The sequence below is a fragment of the Phycisphaerae bacterium genome (genome assembly GCA_012729815.1).
Lineage (GTDB): Bacteria > Planctomycetota > Phycisphaerae > JAAYCJ01 > JAAYCJ01 > JAAYCJ01.
Window position 1 is genome coordinate 1 of sequence record JAAYCJ010000103.1, and the last position, 2,921, is coordinate 2,921.

2 protein-coding genes are annotated in these 2,921 nt (G+C 64.4%); one reads left to right on the forward strand and one right to left on the reverse strand.

Annotated features, from left to right (window positions below; all coding sequences use genetic code 11):
- Positions 1 to 1,007: VCBS repeat-containing protein (locus GXY33_07655; GenBank protein NLX05003.1), on the forward strand; the 1,007-nt coding region annotated here is incomplete at its 5' end.
- A gap of 150 nt (positions 1,008 to 1,157) precedes the next feature.
- Here the strand turns inward: GXY33_07655 and GXY33_07660 are convergent.
- Positions 1,158 to 2,603: a flagellin gene (locus tag GXY33_07660; protein ID NLX05004.1), complete on the reverse strand. Its 1,446-nt coding sequence runs from the start codon at positions 2,601 to 2,603 to the stop codon at positions 1,158 to 1,160.
- Positions 2,604 to 2,921: the final 318 nt, after the last annotated feature.

A 2,921-nucleotide genomic window follows, 5' to 3' on the forward strand; every position in this document is an offset into this window, starting at 1 on the left:
CGCGATGGATCCACCTGGTCGATCTGAACAACGACGGCTGGCTTGACCTGGTCGTGCCGATGATCGAGCACGACCGGAGCCTGATCCTCTGGGGCGCACCGGAGGGCTTCAGCATGGCCCGCTGCCAGGCCCTCTCGGTGATCCGGGCCGCCAGCGCCGCCGCCGCCGATTTCACCGGCAACGGCTATCCGGACCTGATCCTCGGCGGGCACATGCGCTCGCCTCAGGGCCCGCACGATTCGTTCGTCCACATCTACTGGAACGGACCCGACGGCCTGCGCGAGGATCGGCGGATGCTCCTGCCCGCCAACGCGGTCAACTCGATGGCGGTGGCCGACTTCAACCGCGACGGGACGCTGGACCTGTTCGTCGGCAGCTACGCCGACCACCGCGTGCGCGATCTGGACTCGTACATCTACTGGAACCGGCCGGGACGCCTGTTCTCGGAATCCGACCGCACGCGGCTGTTCACCCACTCGGTTGCCGGATGCCTCGCCGCCGACTTCAACGACGACGGCTGGATCGATCTGGCCGTGGCCAACCACAAGGTCTGGGGCGACCACACGGGCTACTCGGAAATCTGGTGGAACGGACCGGACGGCTTCAGTTCCAAACGCACCACGCGCCTGCCCAGCCGCGGCCCGCACGGCATCTCGCAGATCGGGCCCGGCAACGTCCTCGATCGCGGACCGGACGAGTACTACATCTCGAAACCCTTCAAACTGCCCGAGGGCGCGACTCTCCGACAGGTCAACTGGCAGGCGGAGCTTTTGCCCCGAACCTATGTGCGGGCGCAGCTTCGCTGGGCCTCGTCCGAGAAACAGCTTGTCCAGTCGCCCTGGTGCGGTCCGAACGGGCCGAATGGCTGGTTCGCCAACGGCCAGACCGTTCCGTCCCCGCTGCATCGAGGGCAATGGGTGCAGTATCGTCTGGCCCTCGGCTCAGCCAACAGCGGCGGCTCGCCGCGCCTCACCCAGGTCGCCCTCGACTACGACGGACAAGGTTGATCCGCCATCACCGGTAAAAATGCCGAGGGTCCTGACGGCGAACCGTCAGGACCCCTTTGCCGGAGGCAAATCATCGGCGAGCACGGAGGACTGATCCCGCGATTCCCGGACCGGTCACGCGGACCGGTCCGGAGTCGCGCGGGTGATTGCTTAGCCGAGCAGGGCCAGGGCGTTCTGCGGCGCCATGTTGGCCGTCCGCAGGATCGTGGTGGTCGCCTGGACCAGGATCTGGGCACGGGTCATCGCCGCCGTCTCCTCGGCGAAGTCCGTATCGCGGATGGACGATTCGCTGGCCGTCACGTTTTCCAACGCCACTTGCAGCGAGTTGATGTTCGTGTCCAGCGTGTTCTTCTGGAAGGCGCCGAGACGCCCTCGCATCACGCTGACCTGGGTGACTGAGCGGTCCACGATCCGCTGGGCCTGGATCGAATGCTCGCTGACCACCGAGTTGGCGCCGCCCGAGCGGACCGAACTGAGGTACCCCAGTTCGTTGTTGCCCAGTGTTCCGGTCGAAACGCTGTAGATGCCCATCGAGACCTGGCCCTGGATCTGGACGTTCGGCGCCAGTTGGAAGATCGCACCGCCGCCGGAAACTCCGAATTGGGTGCTGGTCAGCCGCGTGCCGAAATCGGCGGTCAGGTACAACTCCATGTCGAGCGAGTTGTTCCGCAACGTCGCGTACAGACCGTCCACCGTTGCGTTCTGCCCGTTGACCGTCACCTCGGCGTCCACGCCGTAGTCGGTCGAGCCCGTGCTGGCGGTGGCGGCCCCATCGACCGGGTCATAGGTCTTGAACGCCTCCGAGCCGATGCTGGTGACCGATACGAATGCGCTGGTGCCGTACCCGGTGCTGTTAAAGTACAGGGCGCCGGTGCTCGAGAGGCTCGCGGAAACCCCGAGCACGTCGCTGAAGCTGTTGATCGTCGCCGCCATCGCGGAGATCGCCGTGCTGGCCCCGAAGCTGAAAACCTCGCTGCCCACGTTGCCCGCCACGCGGATCGAGACGGCGCTGGCCGCCCCGGTGCCCGCCCCCGAAAACTTGAGCTGGGCGAACTCAGCCGAGTTGGTCACCTCGACCACCACCGGCAGCGAACCGTTCTCCGGCGGCTTGGCCGCGTACAGCTTCACCTCGGCCAGGGCGCTGGTCGCCACCGTCGAGAGGTTATATTCCAGCGAGCCATCCAACAGCTTCTTGCCGTTGAACTGAGTCGTGTTGGCGATCCGGTCGATGCTCTCGAGGATCGAGTCGATCTGAAGCTGGTTGGCTTCCAGCTCCTCATCCGCCATCGCGCCGGTGTTGGCCGACTTGGTCACCAGCCCGCGGACCTCGAGCAGCAGGGCCGACACCTCATTCAGGGCCCCTTCCGCCGTCGAGATGACGTTGTTCGCCCGCACCGAGTTCTCGATCGCCGCGTTAATCCCGCGGATCTCGGCGCGAAGATTCTCCGACGCGATCAGACCCGCCGGATCGTCCTTGCCACGATTGATCCGCAACCCGGACGAGAGTCGCTCCAGGCTGGTGGACATGCTCTGCTGGTTGGCGATCAAGCGGTGGATGGCTTGAAGCGAACTGATGTTGTGGTTGATGCGAGACATTGTAATCCTCCGTGACCTTTCGACTTCGCCGCTTTCCGTAGCGGCTAAAGCTCTGGACCTACGTACGCCTGACGATTCGCCTGTTTGCGTCCCGCCATCCCGACGGGACCGACATCCGTGTCGTCTTCTTCCCCTCGGCGTCCTGCCTTGCTGGGTCTCAAGCCGGCTTCGTGCTCTTGTCTTCCTGGCGTCTTACGTATCGGACTTTCCTTTCCCGGACTTTACCGGTGTGCTTTCCGACTTGAGATTCTTTTGTCAAACATCCAGGTCACAAATCCGTGCTCTCGGGTTTGTTCAGGGACCATCTTCGTCAAAGCC

Bases quoted from the DNA above. Each gene is read 5' to 3' on its own strand.
- GXY33_07660 (NLX05004.1), bottom strand. From the start codon at position 2,603: ATGTCTCGCATCAACCACAACATCAGTTCGCTTCAAGCCATCCACCGC.